Source organism: Saccharibacillus brassicae, from assembly GCF_006542275.1.
GTDB classification, from domain to species: domain Bacteria; phylum Bacillota; class Bacilli; order Paenibacillales; family Paenibacillaceae; genus Saccharibacillus; species Saccharibacillus brassicae.
Map to the genome: position 1 here is coordinate 4,854,357 of NZ_CP041217.1, position 19,270 is coordinate 4,873,626.

The 19,270-nt window shown below is 58.5% G+C and carries 11 protein-coding genes; all 11 read left to right on the forward strand.

Annotated elements, in window-relative coordinates:
* The first annotated feature begins 531 nt into the window (after positions 1-531).
* The 11 genes from FFV09_RS20320 (at position 532) to FFV09_RS20370 (ending at position 19,162) form a co-directional block, all read left to right on the forward strand.
* Positions 532-1,485 carry an ABC transporter permease gene (locus tag FFV09_RS20320; RefSeq protein ID WP_141450557.1) on the forward strand — a complete coding sequence of 318 codons (954 nt, stop codon included), beginning with the start codon at positions 532-534 and terminating at the stop codon, positions 1,483-1,485.
* A 29-nt stretch (positions 1,486-1,514) separates the two neighbouring features.
* Positions 1,515-2,420 (forward strand): carbohydrate ABC transporter permease, encoded by a 906-nt coding sequence (locus tag FFV09_RS20325; RefSeq protein WP_141449530.1) that lies wholly within the window; start codon positions 1,515-1,517, stop codon positions 2,418-2,420.
* Positions 2,421-2,483: 63 nt separating this feature from the next.
* Positions 2,484-4,088, forward strand: coding sequence for an extracellular solute-binding protein (locus FFV09_RS20330; RefSeq protein WP_141449531.1), 1,605 nt, complete (start codon positions 2,484-2,486; stop codon positions 4,086-4,088).
* Between the two features lie 174 nt (positions 4,089-4,262).
* Entirely contained in the window at positions 4,263-5,669 is a 1,407-nt protein-coding gene (locus tag FFV09_RS20335) for an alpha-L-fucosidase (protein WP_141449532.1), read from the forward strand.
* A gap of 113 nt (positions 5,670-5,782) precedes the next feature.
* A complete protein-coding gene (locus tag FFV09_RS20340; protein ID WP_141449533.1) occupies positions 5,783-6,835 on the forward strand; it encodes a carbohydrate-binding family 9-like protein in 1,053 nt (350 codons plus the stop codon).
* A 93-nt stretch (positions 6,836-6,928) separates the two neighbouring features.
* Positions 6,929-9,898 (forward strand): transglutaminase-like domain-containing protein, encoded by a 2,970-nt coding sequence (locus FFV09_RS20345; RefSeq protein WP_246098396.1) that lies wholly within the window; start codon positions 6,929-6,931, stop codon positions 9,896-9,898.
* Between the two features lie 115 nt (positions 9,899-10,013).
* Complete coding sequence (locus tag FFV09_RS20350; protein ID WP_141449534.1) at positions 10,014-11,159, forward strand: glycoside hydrolase family 18 protein; 1,146 nt, start codon at positions 10,014-10,016, stop codon at positions 11,157-11,159.
* A 345-nt stretch (positions 11,160-11,504) separates the two neighbouring features.
* Positions 11,505-13,148, forward strand: a complete 1,644-nt coding sequence (locus tag FFV09_RS20355) for a M3 family oligoendopeptidase (protein ID WP_425472331.1) — start codon at positions 11,505-11,507, stop codon at positions 13,146-13,148.
* A 216-nt stretch (positions 13,149-13,364) separates the two neighbouring features.
* A complete protein-coding gene (locus FFV09_RS20360) occupies positions 13,365-15,653 on the forward strand; it encodes a carbohydrate-binding protein (RefSeq protein ID WP_212635448.1) in 2,289 nt (762 codons plus the stop codon).
* Positions 15,654-15,803: 150 nt separating this feature from the next.
* Positions 15,804-17,525, forward strand: a complete 1,722-nt coding sequence (locus FFV09_RS20365; RefSeq protein ID WP_141449536.1) for a sensor histidine kinase — start codon at positions 15,804-15,806, stop codon at positions 17,523-17,525.
* Positions 17,522-19,162 (forward strand): response regulator transcription factor, encoded by a 1,641-nt coding sequence (locus tag FFV09_RS20370; RefSeq protein WP_141449537.1) that lies wholly within the window; start codon positions 17,522-17,524, stop codon positions 19,160-19,162. The genes FFV09_RS20365 and FFV09_RS20370 overlap by 4 nt, the downstream gene beginning before the upstream one ends.
* The last annotated feature ends 108 nt before the right edge of the window (positions 19,163-19,270 follow it).

The window sequence follows — 19,270 nt, forward strand, 5'->3', positions numbered from 1 at the left end:
CGCTATCGCTCGATAAACGTGCAGGGGGTACCCAAAGTGTACGGGGCGGCCGATTGTCAGGCAATATGTGGATTTTGACCACTTTGCAAACGCTTTAACGGCGTATCCGCGGCTTGTCGAATGTGTCGTTTTTTACTTTTCGTATTCCGCAAGAGGCCGCAGCAGACACATTGTAATGAAAATCGGAAGTGCTTTTCATGAAAAAACCTCAGGATCTGTAATGTATTCTAACACATTTTCGCGAACTTGCGATTGTCAAATTTACAGTCAGGACCAAAACCACATATTTACGCTTGGCTCCCCGTTCTGTAAACTCGCTGTAAACCCGAAACGACGAAAGCCGGAGTCAAGCCAATGGAAATGCTTACAAAAAAGTAGGCGCCTGCGTTTTCCGATCCGAAAGGTCGGTTGCGAAGGCGTTTCGGCGCACGGGAGGGAAGTGAGAGCAATCCGAAAGCCTGTCAGGTAACATGACTCACTAGTAACTTATACCTGATGCGCGAACAAACTACCGAGGGAGTGAAGACGATGATGCAAGAAAGCGCAAAAGCGGTGCTCAACCCGCCTGCCCAACGAAAAAGCAAAAAGCTTCTAAAGAAAATCGTGCGCAACTGGCAGCTGTACATCTTCATGGCGCCCGCGCTGCTGACAGTCATTATTTTCAACTACGTGCCGATGTACGGAATCCAGATCGCTTTCAAAAACTATATTCCGGCTCTGGGCATGTCGGCCAGCAAATGGGTAGGCTTCGATCATTTTACCCGCTTCTTCGAATCCTACTATTTCTGGGACCTCATGTGGAACACGTTCAGTATCAGCCTGTACGGCCTGTTGATCGGATTCCCGCTGCCGATTCTGCTGGCGCTGGCTTTCAACGAACTGAAGACCGGCCCGTTCAAAAAAACGGTCCAAACCGTTACATACGCGCCGCATTTCATTTCGATGGTCGTCATGGCCGGCATGATCATCACGTTCCTGACGCCGTCGAGCGGCATGATCGTCAATCTGCTCGAAGCGATCGGGGTTACGCCGCCGAGCTTCCTGACCGATCCGCGCTGGTTCAAGACGATCTACGTCCTGTCCGACGTCTGGCAGGCGACCGGCTGGGGCACGATCATCTACCTCGCCGCGCTGACCGCCGTCGATCCGGGGCTGCATGAAGCGGCGATTCTCGACGGAGCGTCGAGGCTGCAGCGTATCCGGCATATCAATTTCCCGGTGATCATCCCGACGATCACGATCCTGCTCATTTTGAACATGGGCGGACTGCTCGGGGTCGGTTACGAGAAAATTTTGCTGCTGCAAAATCCGCTCAATATGGAAGCTTCCGACGTGATCGCCACTTCCGTATACCGGACCGGCCTGTTGGAAGCCCAGTACAGTTATTCGACCGCGGTCGGTTTGTTCAACTCGATCGTCAACGCGATTCTGCTGATCGTCGTCAACCAGGTCGTGCGGCGGACGAGCGAGAACAGCTTGTGGTAACAGCCAGGAACGAACAGGAGGGATGAAGCATGATCAGCTCGATCAAGGAAACGAAACAGGACAAAATTTTTCTCGCCTTCGTGTATTTGCTGCTGACGGTAGCCCTTATCGTCGTCGCTTACCCGCTGATCTACATTCTTAGCGCTTCGATCAGCAATCCGACCATCGTGGCCGCCGGAGAAATGTGGCTGCTGCCGAAAGACATCACGTTCGAAGGGTACCGGCGGGTGTTCCAGGACCCCAGCATCTGGAACGGCTACCTGAACACGATCATCTACACCGTCGTCGGGACGCTGGTCAATCTGCTCGTGACGCTGCCGGCCGCCTATGCGCTCAGCCGCAGGGATTTTGTGGGCCGCAACCTGTTCATGATTCTGTTCATCGTCACGATGTTTTTCGGCGGCGGCCTCGTTCCGACTTATCTGGTCGTGCGCAATCTCGGCCTCGTCGACAGCATGTGGGCGTTGATTCTGCCGGGCGCGACTTCGGTCTGGAATCTGATCGTCTGCCGCACGTTTTTCCAGTCCTCGATCCCGAGGGAACTGCAGGAAGCGGCGGAAATCGACGGATGCAGCAATTTCCGCCTCTATTTCCGGATCGTGCTGCCGCTGTCGACCGCGCTCATCGCCGTTATGGCTCTCTTTTTCGGCGTCGGGCACTGGAACAATTACTTCTCCGCGATGATCTACCTGAACCAGCAGGAGAAATATCCGCTGCAGCTGGTGCTGCGCCAGATTCTCGTCCTGCAGCAGATGTCGGCGCAGGCCGGCACGATCGACGCCACGATGGCGACTTCGCTCAACAACAAAGCCGAAGTCGCCGCGCTCGTCAAATACGCCGTCATCATCGTCGCGACGCTGCCGATCATTGCCGTCTATCCGTTCCTGCAGCGCTATTTTGTGCAAGGTGTCATGATCGGTTCCGTCAAGGGCTGATCTTGCCATAGAGTACGGGACACCGTACAGTAGGGCCATTCAGAGAAAAGGGGAGGATTTTGTATGAAAACGGGTCGTAGAAAAGGGGCAGCCGCGCTGTCCGGGGTATTGTTGTTCTCGATGCTGGCATCCGCCTGCCAATCCGGCGGAACGACGGAAACGGCGTCGGAGACCGGCGGAAGCGTAAGCAAGGACGGGTTCCCGATCGTGGAAGAACCGATTACGCTGAGCGTGTTCTCGCCGAGCGCCGATATGGCGCCGTGGGACACGATGCCGGTCATCCAGGAGATGGAGAAACTGTCCAACATCAAAGTCGAGTTCCAGACGGCGCCGATCGACAGCTTCCCGACGAAGAAAAATCTCGTGTTCGCAAGCGGCGATCTGCCCGACATGCTGTACGCCGCCGACATCACGCCGGCTGAGCAGGTCAGCTACGGCACGCAGGGGCAGCTTGTGCCGCTGGAAGATTTGATCGACAATTACGCGCCCAATCTCAAAAAAATCCTCGACGAAAACCCGAACGTGCGCAAATCGATCACGACGACGGACGGCCATATCTACGCGCTGCCGTTTATCGATACGACAGCGGTCTGGTACCGCGGCCCGATGTGGTACAACGGCGAATTCCTGGAAAAGCTGGGCGTCGAAGAACCGAAAACGACCGACGAACTGTACGCTTACCTGAAAAAAGTCAAAACGGAAGATCCGAACGGAAACGGCAAAGCCGACGAAATTCCGCTGACTTCGGTCAAGCTGGACGATCTGCGCATGTACTTCCTCGGCTTCTGGGGCATGTACAACGAAGTGTATTACGCGGACAAAGACGGCAAAGTGCATTACACGCCGCAGGAAGAAGGCTATAAAGGCTATCTGACCTTCCTGAACAAGCTGTGGAACGAAGATCTGCTGGACCACGAGACGTTCTCGCAAACGGACGAACAGAAAAAAGCCAAAGGCGCGAAAAACCAGCTGGCGCTGTTCAGCGATTACTACCCGTACTTCACGCTCGGCGGAACCGAAGAAACGATGCAGGACCCGATGATGACGCCGGTAGCGAGCGAAATCGCCGGTACGCCGGTCTACGGCAAACATCCGGGCATGTCGTCCAACGGCAACTTCGCCATTACGGTCACCAATCCGAATCCGGAAGCGAGCATGCGCTGGATCGATTACCAATACGGCTATGACGGCGCGACGCTGTGGACGCAAGGACCGCGCGGCAAAATGTGGGACTACGTCGACGAAGCGACGCACGAGAAGAAATTCCTCGACGTGCCGGGCGGCGGCGACCGCGAAGAATACCGCGCGACGCTGACGCCGAACTACGGCATCGTGACGCCGGGCGTCAACATTCCCGAACTGACGAACGGCCTGCGCAGCGAAGTCGAAGACTGGGTCGTGAAGCAAAACGAAGAGAAGCTGGTGCCGATCGCCAAAATTCCGTTCCCGAACGTGTATCTGACGAACGACGCGCAGACGGAAGTGTCCGCGCTGCTGTCCGACATGAATACGTATGTGGAGCAGATGGAAGCGAAATTCGTAACCGGACAGGAACCGATGAGCAACTGGGACAGCTACGTGGCGCAGCTCAAAAAGATGGGCAGCGACCGCATCGTGGAAATTTACCAGGAAGCGTACGACCAATGGAACAGCGAGAACGCGCAGTAAGCGGATAGACGGCGTCTCGCCTCGATCCTAAACGGCGGGGCGGAGAACGAAGCGGCTCGGGCCCTTCGTTCCCCGCCCCTTATTGGGGAACAAGCGGCAATAACCCGATCGACAACGACAGATCGAACGCCTGCCGCGAAGGCCGTGGACAGGAGATTCGAGAAGGAGGAGCAGATGACGGAAGCGAAAATCGCGGAAGAAGCACGGGAACCGGAACCGGTCGTGCATGAAGGCGTGCACAATTACAGCAGCGAAGACGAATGGGTGAAGCCGGAAGATCCGCTGCTGCTCGAACGCCTCGAATGGTTCAAAGACCAGAAGCTCGGCTTGATGATGCACTGGGGACCGTATTCGCAGCTCGGCGTGGTAGAGTCCTGGGCGCTGAGCGACGGAGACGCGGACTGGGCGAGAGACTGCATCGACTGGGGCGTCGAAGGCGAAGAATTGAAGCGGGAATATTTCGACCTGAACCGAACGTTCAATCCGATCCGGTTCCAGCCGGAGCTGTGGGCCGATCTGGCCGCGGAAGGCGGATTCAAATATTTGACCTTCACGACCAAACATCACGACGGCTTCTGCATGTGGGACACGCATACGACCGATTACCGCATTACCGGACCGGATACGCCGTTCCATCGGCACAAGTACGCGGACATCTGCAAGAACCTGTTCGACGCTTTCCGCTCGCGGGGACTTGCGATCTCGGCCTATTTCTCCAAAGCGGACTGGCATACGCCGGATTACTGGGCGCCGGGCATGGAGCGGGGCGAGAAAATGTGGCGCGGCCCGTCGTACGATCCTGCGGCGTATCCGTGGCTGTGGGAAAAGTTCGTTAAGTTCACGCACGAGCAGATTACCGAACTGATGACCCGGTACGGCCGGATCGACATGCTGTGGCTCGACGCCGGTTGGGTGAACGCGGGCAGCGGACAGGATATCCGGCTCGGCGAACTGGTCGACGAGATTCGCCGGGAACACCAGCCGTGGCTGCTGAGCGCCGACCGGACCGTGGGCGGGCCGTACGAGAACCTGATCACGCCGGAACAGACGCTGCCGGAACGGCCGCTAAACGTGCCGTGGGAGAGCTGTATCACGATGGGCACTTCTTTTTCCTTCAATTATGAAGACCGGTACAAAAGCGTGCGCGAGCTCGTGCACCTGCTCGTCGAGATCGTGGCCAAAGGCGGCAATCTGGCGCTCAACGTCGGCCCGCAGCCGGACGGCCGACTGCCGGCCGCGGCGATCCAAGGCATGAAAGGGCTCGGCGCCTGGCTTGCGGTCAACGGCGAGGGCATCTACGGCACGCGGGTGTGCGAAACTTACGCGTCGGCGGACAAGAAGATCCGGTTTACGCGCAAAGGAAGCGACGTGTACGCGATCCGGCTCTATGCCGAAGGAGACACGGTGGAAAGCGAACTGGAGATTCCGGCAGTCGGCGAGTTCCGGGGGGCCGAACTGCTGGGAAGCGAAGAGGAACTTACGCTGCGGCAGACGAACGATGGGATCGTCGTGGAGCTGCCGGAATCGGTCCGCGGAGGCGAGACGCCGATCGCGCTCGTCATCCGGTTAAGCGAGGCGTGAGCGAGGAAGCGCGCAGGCTTTGACAATCGCACAGCGGCGGGCGGCACCGGAAGCGGGAGCACCGCCGCTTTTTGCGCAGGCAGGAACGGAACGGAATCGGAGGAGGAAAAAAGATGAATCTTGGCGGAATGCCGGAACCGGCGATCCCGTTTGCGCCGCGTTCGTACGTGTGCGGGCGGGCCCCGGGCAAGCTTGAATTGGACGGGCGGCTCGACAAGCCGTTCTGGGCGAATGCGCCGTGGACGGACAGCTTTGTCGATATCGAAGGCGATGCCAAGCCCCGGCCGGGCAAATTGACGCGGGCGAAGATGCTGTGGGACGACGAATATTTCTATATCGGGGCGCAGCTGGAAGAAGACGAGATCTGGGCGACGCTCACCGAGCGCGAATCGGTCATTTTTTACGATAACGATTTTGAAATTTTTATCGATCCCGACGGAGACAGCCACCAGTATTACGAATTCGAGATCAACGCGCTGAACACGGTCTGGGATCTCATGCTGGTCACCCCTTACCGGGACGGCGGGCCTCCGGTTAACGGCTGGGACATCCGCGGCCTGCGGACGGCGGTACATATCGACGGTACGCTGAACGATCCGGCCGCGGACAACCGGAGCTGGAGCGTGGAAGTCGCGATGCCGTGGAGCATTTTGCGCGAATGTGCCGAAGGGCAGAAGCCGCCGGAAGCCGGGCAGTACTGGCGCGTCAATTTTTCCCGCGTGCAGTGGCAGGTGGACAAAGACAGCGGCGAATACCGCAAGCGGATTAACCCGGATAACGATCGTCCTTATCCGGAAGACAACTGGGTCTGGTCGCCGCAGGGCGTCGTCAATATGCACTACCCGGAAATGTGGGGATTTGTACGCTTTGCCGGAAAAGGCGAGGCGGAACCTGAACCGTTCGAGCTGCCGGCGGACGAGACGGTCAAGTGGAAGCTGAGACGATTGTATTACCGCCAGCGCAATCTGTACGAGCGGTCGGGAAGTTTCGCGTCCGAGCTGGCTCTGCTGCTGGAAGACGGCGATGCAGACGGGGAACTGTCGGCTCTGGACGGAGCGGGACTGTCGATCGAGACGACGACGCATTCGTTCCGTATGCGTCTGCCGTCGGCGGACGACAGCGGGGCGTACTGGATACGCGAAGACGGCAAACTGTGGAAGGAGTGAGCGGACATGCGAACGGACGAGAGCAAGGCTGAACGGGAACCCGGACAAGAACATGAACCCGGACAAGAACAGGAACAACAGGCGAACGGCTTGATGATGCAATCGGCAAAGCCGTCCTATCCGTTCTCGTTGGACGCGCCGCGCATGCAGGACATCTCGGCCGCGTTCGAACAGCAGAGAAAGCTTGCGGCCGCGCGGGAAAAAGAATGCTTTGGCGTATTCGCCGGGCCGCTGAGCGAAGAAGAACGGTTGGCGCTCGAATTCCTGTACGCGCATATGCCGATCAACGATCTGGCGGATTACGACGGCGAACTGTTCCTGACCCATGTGCGGCAGGCGCTGCGGATGCGCGAAGAGATGCCTTGGGGAGCTTCGGTGCCGGATGAGCTGTTTCTGCATTACGTGCTGCCGCCCCGGATCAACAATGAACGTATCGAAGATTATCGGGACGAGATCGCCGGAGAGCTGCGGGATCGGGTACGGGGGTTGTCGATGTCCGACGCCGTGCTGGAGACCAATTACTGGTGTTACGAAAAAGCGACCTATACCGGCAGCGACGCCCGGACGATCTCGCCGCTTGGCATGATTCGCAGCGCCAAGGGACGCTGCGGCGAAGAATCGACGCTTGCGACGGCCGCGCTGCGCAGCATCGGCATTCCGGCGCGCCAATGTTACACGCCGCGCTGGGCGCATGTGGACGACAACCACGCCTGGGTCGAAGCGTGGGCGGACGGGGCGTGGCATTTTATCGGCGCCTGCGAGCCGGAGCCGGCCCTTGACCGGGGCTGGTTCGACGGCCCGGCGCGCCGCGCCATGCTGGTGCACACGCGGGTGCCGGCCGGCTACGCCGGGCCGGAACCGGTGACGCATGGCGACGGCGTGCATACGGAGATCAATCTGCTGGCGAATTACGCGCCGGTGCGGACGCTTGAAGTTCGCGTGACAGACGCGGACGGCCGCCCGGCGGCAGGCGCGGACGTGCAGTTCCAGCTCTACAATTATGCGGAGCTGCATCCGTTGTCTTCGATGGTGGCCGGCATGGACGGCCGGCTGCGGTTCGTGACCGGCTACGGCGATCTGGTCGTGCGCGCCTCGCAGGGCGGACTGTGGAGCGAGTGTACCGTATACGGAAGCCGGGCGGTTGCGCCGAATCACGGCGCCGGGCAGTCGGAAGATTCGTCTGCCGCGGAGACGGTGGAACTCGTGCTTGCGCATAGCGGCCAGCCTTCGGGCCGCGTCGATTTTGAACTGACGCCGCCGCCGGAACTTGCCGGCGCGGCCGAGGAGCCGCTGCCGGAAGAGCGGCTCGCCCGGCACCGGAGCCGCATCGCCGAAGGCGAGCGGATTCGCGCCGCTTTCGAAGCGGGCTTTGCCGGCGAGGCGGAAGCGGCGGCTCTGGCCGATTCGCTTGGATTGGACGCGGCGCGCGTCTTCAAGGTGCTGGGCGATGCCCGGGGCAATGCCGGGGAGATCGCGGCGTTTCTGCAACAGCACACGCCGCAGCGCGGCGAGTGGCCGCTGCGGCTGCTGGAGAGCCTGACGTCCAAAGACCTGATCGATACCGATCGGGCGACGCTGGACGATCATCTGCGCGGTGGGCTTGAAGCCGGTCGGGAAACCGGCATGCCTATCGGATGGGAAGCCGGAGCGGAATCCGAATGGAAGACCGGCACGGATGAAAGCGCCGAACCCGATCCTGCCGATGAGCATTTCATTCCGTACGTGCTCTGTCCGCGCGTACGCTGGGAGAAGCTCGCGCCGTACCGCGCGCAGCTGCGCGGCGCGTTCACGGCCGAAGACGCCGAAGCTTACCGGGCCGATCCGCAGCGGCTGGCGAGAAAAGTCGCCGCGGACTGGAGCGTCCTGCCGCGCCGGACACCCGTGCCGGGCAAAGCGTCTCCGGCCGGGACGTTCGCGCTGCGGGCCGGCGACCGCGAATCGGTCGAGATCATGCTCGTCGCTCTCTGCCGCAGCTTCGGCATTGCGGCGCGCCTGCATCCGGCGGCGCAGCACCCGCAGGCGTGGGTCGACGCCGGCGAAGGCTCGGGCTGGATCGATCTCGAACGCCCGATCGAAGCCGGAGCCGGAATCGACGCCGACCCCGATGCCGAGCGCGGAACCGGGGCCGAGCGCGGAACCGGGGCCGAGCGCGGAACCGGAATCCGCGCCGCGGAAACCGCGGAAGCCGCCGAAGCGGCGCAAGGCCGCGCGGCCTACGGCACGCTGCGCCTGCGGCGGCCCGAACCGGCTGCCGCGCCGCGTGAAATTTCCGCGCCGGCCGTCGAAGCGTCCTACCGCGAGAACTTTACGCTTGCGCGGCTGGAACGCGGCTTCTATACGACGCTGAATTATCCGTTTCGACGTCAGGACGTCTACGACATTCCGTTCGAACTGGAAGCCGGCGATTACCGGATGACTACCGGCATCCGGCTGCAAAACGGCCGCGTGCTGGGCCGCCTGTTCCATTTCGTGATCGAACCGGGCCGCGAAACGGAGCTTGAACCCGTTTTCCGCGAACCGGAACAATCGGTTCCGGTGCTGGCCGCCGCGGAAGGTCATTCCCGCCTGACGCTGCCAAGCGGCGAAGCGCGGACGCTCGCCGAACTGTCCGGCGGCAAGGGCGCGCTCGTCGCCTGGATCGATTACCGGCTGGAACCGACGCGGCATCTGCTGCGCGAAGCCGGCGAGCTTAAGGAGACGCTCGAAGCCGCCGAGGTGCCGCTGCTCTTTATCGTCCACGCCGGCCTCGCCGCAAGCGAAGCCGGCGCTGCGGTAGCGCCCGAAGCCGGCGGCGCTGCGGCCGACCGGCCTGCCGGAGCCGCCCAAGTGCCCGCCGCCGTGCGGCCGTTCGTGCCGAAGACGCTGCCGTCCGGCGCGGTCTTCGCCTACGACCATTCCGGCGAAGCGTTCGCGGCGATGAACGCGAACTGCCCGCCGCCCGGCGCGGAATACCCGCATCTGTTCGTGCTCGACGCCGATCTGAACGTCCGCTACGCGGAGTCCGGCTACAAGCCGGGCAGCTGCGCCGAAGCGCTGCAAATTCTGCGCACCGTGCGCGGCTGATCCGGACGGATACACCTGAACCGGCCCGACCTGATCTGACCTGGACTGACCCGAACTGACCCTGAACTGATCTGACCGTCAGCCGTCCCTATTTTACGAGAAAAGAGGAACCGACATGAACCGCGATTCTCACGACCGATCCGAAATTTTTGCTGCCGATTCGACGCCTGCCGCCGGTTTCGCTCCGCGCGTAGTCGGCTATGTCGGCCATGCCGATCTGCCGGACCTCAAAACGGAAGACCTGCTCAAGCTGACACATATCAATATCGCGTTCGGCCATGTGCAGGATGATGTGATCGTTACGGAACATTTGCGCAACATGCACGAACTGAACCGAATCAAACAAGAACATCCCGACGTCTCGATCCTGCTGTCGGTCGGAGGCTGGAGCGCGGGCGGATTTTCCGAAGCGGCGTCGACGGAGCACGGACGCCGTTCTATGGCGCAGTCGTCGCTTGACGTCATCGCTCAATACGGCCTGGACGGGATCGACCTCGACTGGGAATATCCGTGCTACGCCGAAGCCGGCATTGCCGCAAGCCCGGACGACCGGGGCAACTTTACCCTGCTGCTGCGCACGATTCGCGAAGCGCTGGATGAACGCGGCGCCGCGGACGAACGGCATTATCTGCTCACGATTGCCGCCGGAGCGGATCAATATTATATCGACGGAACGCAGATGGACGAAGTCCAGCTCTACCTTGATTACGTACAGCTGATGACGTACGATATGCGTGGCGGTTTTCAGATTCTGACGGGCCATCATACCAATCTGTATACGCCGACCGGCGATCTGTTTCGGATCAGCACGGAAGCTTCGGTCAATTTGTTCCTGAAAGCGGGCGTGCCCAGACACAAGATCGTAATCGGAGCCGCTTTCTATTCCCGAATGTGGAAAGGCGTGCCAAATGTCAACAACGGTCTGCACCAGATGGCGGCGACAAGCGGCGGCTACGGACCGGAATTTACCGATCTGCACGAAGCCTATATCGACCGTAACGGCTTCGTACGGTATTGGGACGACGAAGCCAAAGCGCCTTATCTGTACGACGGCGGGCTGCATGACGGCGGCACGTTCATTACGTACGACGACGAGGAGTCGATCGCCTGGAAATGCCGGTATACGCTGGAGCAGCAGCTCGGCGGCGTCATGTTCTGGGAGTACCGCTGCGACCGGACGGGATTGCTGCTCGAAGCGATCCGGGCGGGACTGGAGACGCCAAAGCCGACCGCGAATAAGGTTTTCATGTCCCCGTCTTAAACAAAGAAGGGGGCGAAATCGCAGCGAATCCAGTCGGAGCCGCGGCGTATCTTTTTCCAGAACGTTTCTTTTTAAAAAAGGATCTTAATAAAGTCTCATCTCATAAAGTCTCATCTCATAAAAGTCTCGCGTGCTTCCGCACGCGGGATTTTCCATGTGCGACTGGACCACAACTTCGTTATGTCAACTAACCTGCCGCAAAAAGCGGAATATTTTACGTTTAATCTGGCGATCAAGCGGCGAATTCCGTATACTGGGGAAAGAGTCTGCCACATCAGAGGAGGAAAAGCATTGACGACTTTTCAGCAGTTCGAATACGTACGACCCAATATTGACCAGTTGAAGATTAATTTCAAGGAATGTATCACCCGTTTTGAAGCCGCCGCCACGATCGGCGAGCAGGAGTCTGTCATGCACGAGATCAACGCGCTGCGCAACAGCTTCGACACGCAGCACCAGCTCGTCAGCATCCGTCATTCGATCGATACGACCGACGAATTCTACAAAGCCGAGCAGGAATTTATGGACGAAGTGGGCCCGGTCGTGCAGGAGTACATCTCCGACTACTACCGCGCGCTGACCACGTCGAAATTCCGCGGCGAACTGGAAGCCAAATGGGGCAAGCAGCTGTTTGCTCTGGCCGAGAGCGCGATCCGCACGTTCAGCCCGGACATCATCGAAGATCTCCAACTGGAGAACAAGCTGTCCACCGAATACGACCAACTGATCGCGTCCGCGAAAATTCCGTTCGAAGGCGAAGAGCGCACGCTGCCGCAGCTGCTGCCGTTCGAGCTGTCGACCGACCGCGATATGCGCAAGAAAGCGTCGGAAGCCAGATTCGGTTTTCTGAACGAACAAGAACCGGAACTTGACCGCCTGTACGACGAGCTGGTCAAGGTGCGTACCAAAATGGCGCACAAACTCGGCTACCCGAGCTTCGTCGAGATGGGTTACGACCGGATGATGCGCACCGATTACAACGCCGACATGGTCGCGAATTTCCGCAAGCAGGTGCTGGAAGAAATCGTGCCGGCCGCGACGCGCCTGCGCAAGCGCCAGGAAGCGCGGATCGACGTCGATACGCTGCGTTATTACGATAACGGCTTCAGCTTCAAGAGCGGCAACCCGACGCCCAAAGGCGACCCGGAATGGATCGTGAAGAACGGCGAAGACATGTACAAAGAGCTGTCGCCGGAGACGAACGAATTTTTCGCATTCATGCAGGAGAACGAATTGATGGACCTCGTCAGCAAAAAAGGCAAAGCGGGCGGCGGTTACTGCACGTATCTGCCGGACTACAAAGCGCCGTTCATCTTCTCGAACTTCAACGGAACGTCCGGCGATATCGACGTGCTGACGCACGAAGCCGGCCACGCGTTCCAGGTGTATTCCAGCCGCGGACACGAAGTGCCGGAATATCTCTGGCCGACGTACGAATCCGCCGAGATCCATTCCATGAGCATGGAGTTCTTCACCTGGCCATGGATGGAGAAGTTCTTCGAAGGCGATACGGAAAAATACCGCTTCGATCATCTCGCTTCCGGCCTGCTGTTTATCCCGTACGGCGTATCGGTCGACGAATTCCAGCATTTCGTCTACGCCAATCCGGACGCGACGCCGGATGAGCGCAAAGCCGCCTGGAGAGACATCGAGAAAAAATATTTGCCGCACCTGAACTACGAAGGCAACGATTATCTGGAACGCGGCGGCTTCTGGCAGAAGCAGGGCCATATTTTCGGCGCGCCGTTCTATTACATCGACTACACGCTGGCGCAAATCTGCGCGTTCCAGTTCTGGAAACGCTCCAGAGAAGATTTCGCCGCTGCGTGGAAAGATTACGTGCATCTGTGCGGTCTCGGCGGCACGCAGTCGTTCACCGGTCTCGTGCGCGAAGCCGGCCTGATCTCGCCGTTCGAAGACGGCTGCGTCTCGTCCGTCATCGGCACGATCGAAGACTGGCTGAACGGCGTGGACGACAAAGCGCTGTAACGCTCCAAAGCTTCTCCGTACGACGCGTATGCAACAAGCGATTCGGTCAGTCCTGCAGCGGACGCGGATCGCTTTTTTGCGTAGGGCGGGCAACATCTGAATATTGTCCCACTCCGTTCTGATTATTGTCTGACACAGGTTGGCCGTTAGAACTGTTAAGTTAATAACGTTCCAAATGTAATCGCTTTCTTATTTGACGAAAAGGGGAGTTGCAGGATGGGAAAAATGAAAAAAGGATGGTTGTCGGGCATGGTTGCGGTCTCGGTTCTGGCCGTATCGGCGTTTCCGGGATCTTCGATCCACGCGCAAACGGTCCCGGCAAATCCGCTGGTCGTCGATTTGTCTCAAAATACGGGCGATCTTCGTTACGGCGCGTCGGGCTTTCTGTACGGCCTCGGCAGCGAAGGTCTTCCGACGTCCAACGTGCTGGCCCCGCTGAGACCGCAGGCGATCGCGCAAAAAGCGCCTGACGGCCTGCAGCATCCGAACGGCGACGCGCTCAAAGTCGCTCCGGAATTCGTGGCGGCGGGAGGGCGCGAAGTTCAAATCTATATGCAGGACGTGTACGTAAACTGGCCGTACGAAAATTTGGGCATCGCCGATTATTTGCAAAAGATCGACGTCATGATGGCCAAAGTGATGCAGGACCCCAATCGTTCCGCGTTCGTGTACGTGCCGTTCAACGAGCCGGACGGCAACTGGTACGGAGGCATGGTCGTACACAACGATCCTGCAAAGTACGACGATGCCGGCCGTGCCGAGACGCGGCAGCGCTTTTTCGAAGATTGGAAAACGGTATACCAGCATATGAAAAAGATCGACCCGAACGCCAAGATTGCAGGACCCAACCTGTCTTTTTACAGCGAGCGGCTGCACGAAGACTTTTTCAAATACGCCCAAGCGAACAACGTGCTGCCCGACGTGATGACGTGGCATGAACTGGGCAACGATTTCTTCACGGATTGGTACAAGCATTACGATCATTACCGCAAAGTCGAACGCGACCTCGGCATCGCGGAGCGCCCGATCTCGATCAACGAATACGGCAGACCCGAATGGGCCGGCGCCGATCTGGGCAATCCGGGCCAACTGATCCAATGGATGACCCGTCTGGAAAACAGCAAAGTGGACGGCATGCTCGCTTACTGGACCGCGGCGGGAACTTTAAACGATCTTATTACGACTAATAATCAAGCGACCGGCGGCTGGTGGCTGTACAAATGGTACGGCGAATTGACCGGGCACACCGTCAAGGTGACTCCGCCGTCGCTGACGGGACCTTTGCAAGGACTGGCTTCGCTGGACGAGAACAAACAGCAGGCGCGCATTTTGTTCGGAGGTTCCTGGCCGGCCAAAACGTACGCGACGAGCGTCGAGGTGAAGGGCTTCGACGAAGCCGACTATTTCGGGGACCGCGTGCACGTCTCGGTCTGGGGCACGGACGATAGCGGTACCCACCGCGCAAGCGGAGCACCATACGTCGTTCACGAAGGCGATTACGATGTGACGAACGGGCAGATTCAAGTGCCGCTGAACAATCTGGTCGATTTGTCCGCGTACCAAATGGTCATTACGCCGGACACGGATACGTCGCCGCTTGCGGCAGGCAATCGCTACGAAGCCGAATACGCCAAGATCGACGGCAATGTCTCGGTCGAATACGGCGACGGACAAGCCGGATACACGGGTACCGGCTACGCAATCGGGTACGACGGTCCGGCTTCCGGGCTGACCGAGTTCGTCGTGGATGTCCCGGCAGACGGCTATTACAAGCTGAATCTTCGGTACGCCCTTGCGGGCGGCGCAGCCGAATCTTCGTCGCTGGCGCTGCAGGTGGACGGTCGTTACGTGACGGACGTGCCGCTGCCCGCGGCGGAAGAGTGGGGCAGCGTTTCCACGACCGTGTTCCTGATGAACGGCATCAACCGTGTTCAATTCGCGAATCCGCAGCAGGCGGAACTTGCGGAAGCCGTTCTGCTCGATTCGCTGGAAATCGCGGAAAGCGATCGGCGGACAGATACGTATGAAGCGGAAAGCCCGCTTAACCGGCTGAGCGGAACCGCCAAAGTCGAAAACGGCCCGGCGGCATCCGGCGGCCAATATGTGGGCTGGATCGGGAACGGCTCCGGCAATACGTTGACGTTCAACGAAGTGGCCGTGCCGCAGGCCGGTCGTTACCGAATGGTCGTATCTTTCGGCAACGGCGAACGCCGATCGGACCGCCAGCATGTGTACAATGCGGGATTCGTAGACCGGCGGGCGGACATTGAAGTGAACGGAAGCGCGGCGCAGACGCGCTACTTCTACAATACGATCGACTGGAGCCAATTCCGCACGATCGTATTCGAAGTCGAGCTTCGTGAAGGATCGAATTCGATCACCTTCTCCAATCCGACCCTGCAGGACCCGGCGCAGCGTACGTACGGGTTCGCCCCGAATATCGATCGGATTCAGATCGCGGCTCCGGTCATCGACACGCCGGAACCGCAAGCGCCGCCGCAGTAAGACTTTCCTCCGGCGATTCGCGCCAGGTCGCCCGGCAGCTCTTATCGGGCGGTTCATTCGAACCGAAGAAATGGATGCGTCCTGAAATAGGCGCATCCATTTGCTGTTCGGTTTTTGCTCGCCATACGTGCACGGGTTGGGGGGATCGAAGTGAAATTCAAAAAAATACGTACCAAGATCGTAACCGCGATGCTGCTCACGACGCTGTTCCCGTTGGTTTTGACGTCTTCGATTATTTTGTATCAAGTCTCCCAGAGCACCCGGCAGGATTACACGATCGCGCAGACGCGTATCGAACAGGATCTCAAGTTTCAAATCCGGCAGTACCTGGATGATCTCGGCGAGTCGGCGTATCCGATCTATTACGATTACGAGCTGCTGAGAAATTTATTTCGCAACGTGAACGAACGCAGCGGCAAAATCGCGGATTACCAAACGCGCCAGCGCATGAAGCAGTTCTTTTTGAACACGTACGGCCGTTTCGAATCCAGTGACGTCAAAGGGATGTACGTTATCGATTTGGAAGGTAATCCGTATTCGGTATTTTCTCCGAACTATTATTTGAGCCTGAACCGGACGTATACGAAGTCGGTGCTCCGGGACTTCACATTTCCTTACGAAAATCCCGCTTTTGCCATAGACGACCGCAGCTTGTACGACGAACCTGTGGTGCGCTACCTGTATCCGCTCAAAATGCTCGGTACGCCTTTTGCGGTGCTCGTCATCGACTTGCGGCAGCAGTCGTTCGAGTCTTTGCTGGAGCGGTACAACACGTTCGAGCAGGGCAGAATCGTCATGGTGAACCGCGATAACCGGATCATCTACCATTCCGACCATGCGCTGATCGGCCGCATGTACGAAAAAGACCGCGATCGCCGCACCCAGATCGTGCAGACACGGCTGGACGGCGGCGGGGAAACGTTGATCTACGAATTCCGCGTTTCTTCGCAGCTGATTTTCTATCGCGATTTCGCCGTGGGCATCATCATCTTTTCCCTGCTGATCAGCGCCCTGCTTTCGTTCGGGCTCAGCTACAATCTCACGCTTCCGGTGCTCAAGCTGCATGCCAAAATGCGGGCGCTCCGCGACGGCAATTACGAAGCCCGGGTCGAGATCACGACGTCCGACGAAATCGCGTTTTTGGGCATGCGGTTCAACGAAATGGCCCACCGCATTCAATGGCATATCGATCACGAGCTGAATTTGCGCCTGCAAACGCAGGAAGCGCAGATCAAAGCGCTGCAATCGCAAATCTCGCCGCATTTTCTGTTCAATACCCTTCAGTTGATCTCGAATATCGCTTCCGTGAACCGGGTGCCGGAGATGCGTTCGATTTGTTTGGCCCTGAGCCATATGTATCGGTATAACATGGAGATCCGCAAAGAATGGGTCCAGGTCAAAGACGAAATTTCCCATGTACGCAATTATTTGCTCATCATTAACAAACGTCTGCCGGAAGGCATTCATATTCGCATATCCGCAAGTCCCGAAGTACGCGAGCTCAAGATGCCCAAGCTGATGCTGCAGCCGATCGTCGAGAACGCGGTGGAGCACGGCTTGATTCCTTTGATGCAGGGTCAGAAAAAAATGCGGATCAGCGTGTGCGTCGATGTTCCGGGCGAGCGGCTGATTGTGCGGCTGGCGGACAACGGAGTCGGCATGCCGGCATCCGAACTTGAACGGCTGCGCACGGCGCTGGACGACCCGGACGTGTTCCCGGGTTCGCCGTCCGCCTCGATCGGGATGCCCAATATCCAGAAGCGGATCAAGCTGATCTGCGGCGAAGACTACGGAATCAAGATGTTGAGCAGGCCGGGGCAGGGGACGTTGATCGTGTTGCATTTACCATTGAAGGAGGTTCATTCGGCATGAAAATTCTAATCGTCGACGACGAAATCATGGTACATCGCCAATTGGAGCAGGTCATCCAATGGGAACGCTACGGCTGGGAAATCGTCGGACATGCGTACAGCGGAAGCGAAGCTTGCCGGCTGATCGAGGAGCAGCGTCCCGACGTGGTTGTCACCGATATCCGCATGCCCGGGATGGACGGGCTCGAACTGCTGAAATGGATGCAGGACTCTTCGTTCAAGGCGAAAATGATCGTCCTGAGCGGGTACGGCGATTACGAGTATTCCCGCAGCGCTTTTCTGCTGCAGGCGGTCGATTATTTGCTCAAACCGGTCAACGAAGCGGAACTGCTGAGCCTGCTGGGCCGGGTCGAGAACGACATCATCCAGGAATCCCGGGATCAGAGCGAGGTCCGGCGCCAGCGGGCGACGCTGCACCAAGGACTTCAGTTGATGCAGGACGAATGGGTCAGCTTTTTGCTGGAATCGCAGGACCGCGACGAGAACGAAATCATCGTCGAATCGGAGCAGCTGCAAATTTCGCTGCCCGAGCAGCCTTTTCGTATCGTCGTTGTCAAGCTGATCGACCTTGGCTCCAGCATGACGAGCCGTTACGAAGGCGACACATCGGCGGTCCATTTCGCTTCGCGCAACGTGATCCAAGAAAATCTTGCCGTTTACTGCGGCGGGATCGACGTGTTTCGCAACCTGAACGGCGTGAACGAATTCGTCCTGTTTTTCCCCGAAGATCGCGCTCAGGGATACTCGCTGGAATACATCGGCAGCCATATCCAGAAAACGTTGGCTTTATGTATGCGAATGGAGATCAAGATCGGCATCAGCAGCTGCAAGACCCGGATCGGCGCCGCGAGATCGGCCCATATGGAAGCGCTGCGGGCGATCGAGGAACTGAAGCTGTCCGAAACGGACAACGTCGCGTTCTATCTGGCCAAAAAGCCCGACTCGGCCGGCAACGAACGGGACGAGTGGGGCGAAGTGCACGTGCTGCTGCGCTTTTTTCTCGATACCGGGGCGCAGCAGAGCGGCATGCATTTTATGGCCAAGCTGGAACGCGAATTGAGCCGGGAACGATTGAACCGGACCAGCTCCCGTAAAATCCATGCCGAACTGGAACAAATGCTGTACAAGTTCGAAGCTTCGGTCCGGGAAGAGCAGGCTTCGATGCGGTTGGCGGAAATCAAGCGGGGCGTCCAGAAGATGGATATCGAACAGATCAAATCCGGATTCAGGCAGATCACGGACGATTACGCGGCAGGCATGTCGGCGCAAAACCGGTCCAAATCGGGCAAGCACCTGATCGAAGCGATCAAAGCGTACGCGGTCGAACATCACGACACGGTCACGCTCGATCAGATCTCCCGGCAGTTTTTTCTGAACAAAAACTACTTCTGCACTCTGTTCAAAGAATCGACGGGCGAAAACTTTACGGAGTTTCTCAAAGGCGTTCGTATCGAACAAGCCAAAAAGCTGCTGAGCGGCACGAACCTCAAAACGTACGAAGTCGCGCTCAAAGTCGGGTATACCGATGCGCGTTATTTTAGCCAACTGTTCAAAAAAGCGAACGGTATTCAACCGAGCCATTACAAGGAAGCGGCCCGAATCGAAGCGACCGGCCAAGCCGACGGAAAAGTCGAGTAATTTCAACATTTGCCTGAATTTCGCCGCATAGGCAGTTGTCCCCGGCGCCTTTACAATAAAAGCAGGCACCAAACAAGCTGCTCGCAACATCAGACCGAATAAAGGGGG

What these genes read in the sequence shown, in the direction of transcription:
- FFV09_RS20335 (WP_141449532.1), top strand. Translation starts at nt 4,263, where the DNA reads ATGACGGAAGCGAAAATCGCGGAAGAAGCACGGGAACCGGAACCGGTC.
- FFV09_RS20325 (WP_141449530.1), top strand. Translation starts at nt 1,515, where the DNA reads ATGATCAGCTCGATCAAGGAAACGAAACAGGACAAAATTTTTCTCGCC.
- FFV09_RS20320 (WP_141450557.1), top strand. Translation starts at nt 532, where the DNA reads ATGCAAGAAAGCGCAAAAGCGGTGCTCAACCCGCCTGCCCAACGAAAA.
- FFV09_RS20370 (WP_141449537.1), top strand. Translation starts at nt 17,522, where the DNA reads ATGAAAATTCTAATCGTCGACGACGAAATCATGGTACATCGCCAATTG.
- FFV09_RS20330 (WP_141449531.1), top strand. Translation starts at nt 2,484, where the DNA reads ATGAAAACGGGTCGTAGAAAAGGGGCAGCCGCGCTGTCCGGGGTATTG.
- FFV09_RS20340 (WP_141449533.1), top strand. Translation starts at nt 5,783, where the DNA reads ATGAATCTTGGCGGAATGCCGGAACCGGCGATCCCGTTTGCGCCGCGT.
- FFV09_RS20345 (WP_246098396.1), top strand. Translation starts at nt 6,929, where the DNA reads ATGATGCAATCGGCAAAGCCGTCCTATCCGTTCTCGTTGGACGCGCCG.
- FFV09_RS20350 (WP_141449534.1), top strand. Translation starts at nt 10,014, where the DNA reads ATGAACCGCGATTCTCACGACCGATCCGAAATTTTTGCTGCCGATTCG.
- FFV09_RS20360 (WP_212635448.1), top strand. Translation starts at nt 13,365, where the DNA reads ATGGGAAAAATGAAAAAAGGATGGTTGTCGGGCATGGTTGCGGTCTCG.